This window comes from Tepidibacter formicigenes DSM 15518 (assembly GCF_900142235.1).
In the GTDB taxonomy this organism is placed as follows: domain Bacteria; phylum Bacillota; class Clostridia; order Peptostreptococcales; family Peptostreptococcaceae; genus Tepidibacter; species Tepidibacter formicigenes.
In genome coordinates this window covers 1-5,744 of the sequence record NZ_FRAE01000100.1, presented here as the reverse complement: position 1 = coordinate 5,744, position 5,744 = coordinate 1, and the positions used below count along the sequence as shown (strand labels likewise).

Here is a 5,744-nt window from a genome sequence, read left to right as displayed (position 1 = left end):
CTGGTTGATAGGTCCAAGGTGTAAGCTCAGTAATGAGTTCAGCTTATGGATACTAATAGGTCGAGGACTTGACCAAAATGCAATAAATTGCATCGAGCCAACGAATTCTAACGAATTTCGTTGCTTAAATTTAATCTGTTCAGTTTTGAAAGTATTAAATACTTTTAAAAAAGATTATGTGGTTACAATAGCAAGGAGGATACACCTGTTCCCATTCCGAACACAGAAGTTAAGCTCCTTAGCGCCGATGGTACTTGGAGGGTAGCCTCCTGGGAGAGTAGGACGTAGCCACGTAATCTTTTTTTATTTTTTGAAAGAATTATTAAGATTTTATTTTTAAAATTTGAAGTTTCATACATTTTAAATTAAAATATATCTATGATTAAATTTATAAGGAGGAAAAATATGAATTTAGATACATTAAATCCAATGCAAAAAGAAGCTGTTCTTAAAACTGAAGGACCTCTTTTAATACTTGCTGGAGCAGGTTCTGGAAAAACAAGAGTTTTAACTTATAGAATAGCTCATCTTATTAAAAATTTAAATATACATCCTGCAAATATACTTGCAATTACATTTACAAATAAAGCTGCAAATGAAATGAAGGAAAGAGTAGAAGGAATTATAGGTTCGGATGCAAATGATATGTGGATAAGTACATTTCACTCTTGTTGTGTGAGAATTTTAAGAAAAGATATAGATAAGATAGGATATACAAGAAGTTTTGTTATATATGATAGACCTGATCAAATGACTCTTATAAAGGATTGCATAAAGGAGCTTAATATAAATGAAAAATTGTACGAGCCTAAAACTGTAATTAATAATATTTCTGATGCTAAGGATAAATTAATATCTCCTAAGAAATTTAAGCAAATACATGAAAATGATTTTAGAATGAGTAATGTAGCAAAAATATATTCTTTATATCAAGAAAGACTTATGAGAAATAATGCTTTAGATTTTGATGATCTTATAATGAAAGCTATAGAGCTTCTAGAAACAAATGAAGGGGTTTTAGATTTTTATCAAAGAAAATTCAAATATATAATGGTAGATGAGTATCAAGATACTAACAGAGCTCAATATAAACTTGTAAATATGCTTGCTAAAAAGTATAGAAATTTATGTGTTGTTGGTGATGATGATCAGTCTATTTACGGCTGGAGAGGTGCAGATATAAAGAATATTTTAGAGTTTGAAAAGGATTATGATGATGCTTTTGTAGTAAAGCTTGAGCAAAATTATAGATCGACTCAAACCATACTTGATGCTGCGAACTGTGTAATAGCTAATAATATAACTAGAAAGAATAAAAAGCTTTGGACACAAAGTAATGGGGGAGAAAAAATAAGAGTATTTAAGGCTAGTGATGAAAGAGAAGAAGGAGATTTTATAGCTCATAGTATAAATAAATTAAGCAAAGATGATAATAGAAATTATAATGATTTTGCTATTTTATATAGAACTAATGCTCAATCACGTGCACTAGAGGAAGCTTTAATAAAACAGAATATACCATATAAAATATATGGAGGCATAAAATTCTATGAAAGAAAAGAAATAAAGGATTTAATAGCTTATTTAAGAGTAATACAAAATCCTGTTGATGATATAAGTTTGAAAAGAATAATTAATGTACCAAAAAGAGGTATAGGACTTAAAACATTAGAGAAAATAGAAGATGTAGCATTATTAAAAAGAGAAAGTATATATTCTGCAATCCTTGATGTTGATAATATTGATATTTCAACTAGAGCTAAAAGTAAAATAAATGAATTCACAACTCTCATGTCATCTCTTATGGCTATGAAGGATATATATTCTGTAAGTAAGCTTATAGAAAAAGTTTTAGAAAATACAGGATATATTAAAGAACTAGAAAAAGATCAAAGCGTTGAAAATCAAACTAGAATAGAAAACTTAAAAGAATTTTTATCTGTTGCTTTAGAATTTGAAAATACTAGTGAAGAAAAAGACCTAGAAACATTTTTAGCTACTATTTCTCTTATATCTGATGTGGATTCTTCTGATGAAGATAGTAACTTTGTATCATTAATGACTCTTCACACTGCAAAGGGACTTGAATTTCCTGTAGTATTTTTAGCTGGAATGGAAGAAGGAATATTTCCTATATCTAGAGCTATGACAGATGATGTTGAACTTGAGGAAGAGAGAAGACTTTGTTATGTTGGTATTACAAGAGCCATGCAAAAGCTATTTTTAACTCATGCAACTGTTAGAACTATTTATGGTAAAACTAATTATTCTAGAATATCAAGATTTATAGATGAGCTTCCTAAAGAATGTATGAAAAGCTTAAATAAAAATAAATCTAAGAGTAAAACTAGCCATCAGAATAATTTACTTGAAAAATATAAGCAAAAATATATAAAATCACCTGTACAAAAAAATGTAGATAATAGTGATGTAAACCTTGGTTCTAAAGTGTCTCATCCTACTTTTGGTATTGGAACTGTTGTATCTAAAAAAGGCTCTACAGTAAGTATTGCTTTTGAAAATAAGGGAATAAAGAGTATAAACTTAGAATATGTAAATTTAGAGGTTTTATAAGGGGGAATGAATATGAAAGAAAAAGAGTTTGCAAAGGAGTTAATAGAATTTATTAGTAATAGTCCAACTTCATTTCATGCAGTAAAAAGCTGTAAAGAAATATTAAAAGGAGAAGGCTTTAAAGAGCTTTCTCTTAGAGAAAAATGGGATATAAAAGAAGGTGGAAAATATTTTGTAACTAAAAATTCTTCTGCAATTACTGCTTTTATAGTTAATTCTGAAAATATTGAAAAAGAAGGGTTTAGAATAATAGCATCTCACAGTGATGCTCCTTCTTTTAGAGTTAAGCCTAATCCAGAAATGATAAGTGAAAAATCATATTTAAAATTAAACACAGAAACATATGGAGGACCAATACTTAATACTTGGATGGATAGACCTTTATCTATAGCTGGTAGAGTTACATTAAAGAGTGATGATATACTTAAACCAAAAGAAGTTTTAGTTAATATAAATAAACCTATATGTATAATACCTAATGTAGCTATACACATGAATAGAAATGTAAACAGTGGGATAGAACTTAATAAGCAAGTAGATATGCTTCCTCTACTTGGGATGATAAATGAAAACTTTGAAAAAGATAATTTTCTAATTAAAGAAATAGCTAAAGAGTTAAATATATGTATGGAAGATATACTAGATTTTGATATGTTTCTATATGAATATGAAAAGGGAAGTTTAATAGGAATTAATGAAGAATTTATTTCATCATCTAGACTTGATAATTTAGCCATGGCTCATGCAAGTATTAATGCTTTTATAAATTCTAATAATAAAAAAGGGATTAATGTATTTGTGATGTTTGACAATGAGGAAATAGGGAGTGCAACAAGACAAGGAGCAGATTCTCCTATGCTTAAGAATATACTTGAGAGAATAAATTTATCTCTTAAAAAAGATAGAGAAGATTTTTTCACAGGAATATATAGTTCATTTATGATTTCAGCAGACATGGCTCATCCAGTTCATCCAAATAAACCGCAAAAGCATGATCCTACAAATAGACCAATTATAAATAAAGGGCCAGTTATTAAAATAAGTTCTAATTATAAATATACAAGTGATAGTTATTCTATAGGTGTTTATGAAAATATATGCAGGGAAGCTAATGTTCCTTATCAAAAATTTGTTAATAAATCTGATGAAAGAGGAGGTTCAACAATAGGGCCTATATCATCAACTCATCTTGATATACCATCAGTTGATATAGGAACGCCAATTTTAGCAATGCACTCTATTAGAGAACTAGGAGGAGTAATAGATCATTACTATGCATATAAAAGCTTTTTAAAATTTTATGAAGTTTAGGGGGATTGTTATGCTTGGACTTTGTTTACCAGGAGGAGGAGCAAAAGGAGCATTTAATGCTGGAGTAATATATGGCCTTTATGAAAAAGGAATAAATTTCAATGTAGTTTCAGGAACATCTATTGGAGCTGTTAATGGATATTGTATATACACAAGAAATGTAAATAAACTAAAAGAAATGTGGATGAATATACAGAATGAAGAATTAAAAATGCAAAAGTTTTGTGGAAAAGTTATAGATAATTCACAACTTATAAACAATTTAAGGAAACTTGAAGGGAAAGACGAAAATATAAGAAGCTTTTATGTTAATTATATTAATGTAAATAATAGAAGTTTAAAAGAAATTATAGTTGATATATCTGAAGTTAATAAAGATAAAGGTTTAGAATATATAAAATACAGCTCTCTTCTTCCTTGTAGAATAAATAAAGAAATAACTATTGAAGATGTATTTAATAGCTTTGATTCAAAGAAAGTATTTGATGAATTTAAAGAAGATGTAGAAAATGGAGTTTATGATGGATATAATCTAGACGGTGGAATTTTGAATAATAATTTGCTTTCTCCTTTTATAAAAAATAAAGTAGATAAACTATTTATAATATCTTTAAAAAAAGATTATAATTTACCTGAATATATATTAGATTATTATAATAGAGAAGATATTATAATAATTGAACCTAATAGAGATATGAAGCCTAATGATACTTTAAGATTTGAAAAAGATTTTTGTAGTGATTTATTTAATGAAGGATATGAAATAAGTAAATATATATAAATGAATAACGAACAAAATTACTGGAAATATTAAAAATTTTAGGTTAATTTGTTGAATAATACACAAAAAATTAGTATAATATATTAGTCGTCTCAAAAAAATGAAATTATGGAGTGAAGATAGATGGCTAAGAGAATTGCAGTTTTAGGTGGCCCAAGATGTGGCAAAACAACTTTAATACAACATCTTTATGTAGAAATGAAAATAGCAGGATTAAATGTAGGGTATGCACTTGAATATTCAACAGAGTACTTAAGAGATAAAGGTATGATTGAATCTATAGCGGAGCAATATGGTATATATTTAGGACAAAAAAGATTAGAAGATCAATTAGAAGAATTTGATTATGCCCTTACTGATTATGCTACTTTTGTACCTTACATTTATGGAAGATTTATGCTTGGAAATAAAAAAAGAACAAAGAAAGAAACAGAAATATTAAAGGATTTATATTCTTTAGCATTACAAGATATTCCTAAGTATGATCATATAATATTTCTTCCAAGAGAATTTGGATACGTACAAGACGGTGTAAGATGGCAGGATGAAGAATTAGCAAAGCAAGTAGATGAAGCTATACTTACTTTTTTAAAGTCGGAAAATGTTAACTTTATGCAGGTAAATGGAAGTACAAAAGAAAGAGCAAAAAAAATATTAGAAATGTTGGGATTGGAATATATAGAAACTAAAGAATTAGCTGAAGAAGCAAAGTAAAACTGCTTATTTTTTTAATAAGCAGTTTTTTTATATTAAGTAGGAAATTATAAAATTTCAAAATCTGTGGAAAACTTGCTAAAATATATGTATAAGTATTGAAAAAAGAGAGATGAAGAGATGACTAAAGTAACATTAAAAAAAATATTGCAAGATAATTGGCAAAACTTTTTAAAGAAAAAAATTAAAAGAATTCCGAAGGTAATAAGGGCAGATGTTATAGAAACAGTTGAAAAAGCAATGGACTGTGGGAGGCTAGAAAAGGGATATACAGAGTATATGTGTTTAGAATGCATGGAAAGTAAGAGAGTAGGCTTTACATGTAAAAGTAAATTTTGCACTAGATGTGGGAGAATTTACGTTA

General features: G+C 27.8%; 5 protein-coding genes and 2 rRNA genes. All 7 read left to right on the top strand.

From position 1 onward, the window contains the following. Window positions 1-76: ribosomal RNA gene (locus tag BUA77_RS12500) — 23S ribosomal RNA — on the top strand; the annotation flags it as partial. A gap of 101 nt (window positions 77-177) precedes the next feature. After that, window positions 178-294: ribosomal RNA gene (gene rrf / locus BUA77_RS12495) — 5S ribosomal RNA — on the top strand. Window positions 295-405: 111 nt separating this feature from the next. Next, complete coding sequence (gene pcrA / locus BUA77_RS14240) at window positions 406-2,574, top strand: DNA helicase PcrA (RefSeq protein ID WP_072890785.1); 2,169 nt, start codon at window positions 406-408, stop codon at window positions 2,572-2,574. A gap of 12 nt (window positions 2,575-2,586) precedes the next feature. Further along, window positions 2,587-3,885 carry a M18 family aminopeptidase gene (locus BUA77_RS14235; RefSeq protein ID WP_072890781.1) on the top strand — a complete coding sequence of 433 codons (1,299 nt, stop codon included), beginning with the start codon at window positions 2,587-2,589 and terminating at the stop codon, window positions 3,883-3,885. Window positions 3,886-3,895: 10 nt separating this feature from the next. Next, a complete protein-coding gene (locus BUA77_RS12480) occupies window positions 3,896-4,666 on the top strand; it encodes a patatin-like phospholipase family protein (RefSeq protein WP_159428996.1) in 771 nt (256 codons plus the stop codon). 123 nt (window positions 4,667-4,789) lie between these two features. Further along, entirely contained in the window at window positions 4,790-5,380 is a 591-nt protein-coding gene (locus tag BUA77_RS12475) for an AAA family ATPase (RefSeq protein ID WP_072890776.1), read from the top strand. Window positions 5,381-5,500: 120 nt separating this feature from the next. Then, a partial coding sequence (locus BUA77_RS12470) for a transposase zinc-binding domain-containing protein (RefSeq protein ID WP_200773907.1) occupies window positions 5,501-5,744 on the top strand: 244 nt, incomplete at its 3' end.

What these genes read in the sequence shown, in the direction of transcription:
- pcrA (WP_072890785.1), top strand. Translation starts at nt 406, where the DNA reads ATGAATTTAGATACATTAAATCCAATGCAAAAAGAAGCTGTTCTTAAA.
- BUA77_RS14235 (WP_072890781.1), top strand. Translation starts at nt 2,587, where the DNA reads ATGAAAGAAAAAGAGTTTGCAAAGGAGTTAATAGAATTTATTAGTAAT.
- BUA77_RS12480 (WP_159428996.1), top strand. Translation starts at nt 3,896, where the DNA reads ATGCTTGGACTTTGTTTACCAGGAGGAGGAGCAAAAGGAGCATTTAAT.
- BUA77_RS12475 (WP_072890776.1), top strand. Translation starts at nt 4,790, where the DNA reads ATGGCTAAGAGAATTGCAGTTTTAGGTGGCCCAAGATGTGGCAAAACA.